We start from the raw sequence: 294 nt of genomic DNA on the forward strand, positions 1-294 counted from the left end.
ATCGCATTAAAGGGCGGGGAAATTGTCAAAGCAGGAAATTGTGAAGAAGTGATCAACCGGGAGGTATTGAAGAAAGTATATTCTATTGATGCTGAAATAGGACGCGATCCGCGAACAAATAAACCAATGTGTATCACATATAACCTACTTAGGGGAGAAGAAAATGATGAAGAAATTACTCATTCCATTTATGCTGTTGGCGGTGCTCGTTATTAGCGCCTGCGGCAATAAAGAATCTAATGCTGACAGTGAAAAGGAAACAAGGGAAGAGCTAAAAGTATCTGAGATGATAAC

General features: G+C 39.8%; 1 pseudogene. It reads left to right on the forward strand.

The annotated features are described in order from the left end of the window. Positions 1–216 (forward strand): annotated as a pseudogene (locus PZE06_RS28385) (iron-enterobactin transporter ATP-binding protein); the annotation flags it as partial. Positions 217–294: the final 78 nt, after the last annotated feature.

It is taken from the genome of Robertmurraya sp. DFI.2.37, assembly GCF_029211245.1.
Classification (GTDB): domain Bacteria; phylum Bacillota; class Bacilli; order Bacillales; family Cytobacillaceae; genus Robertmurraya; species Robertmurraya methanolica_A.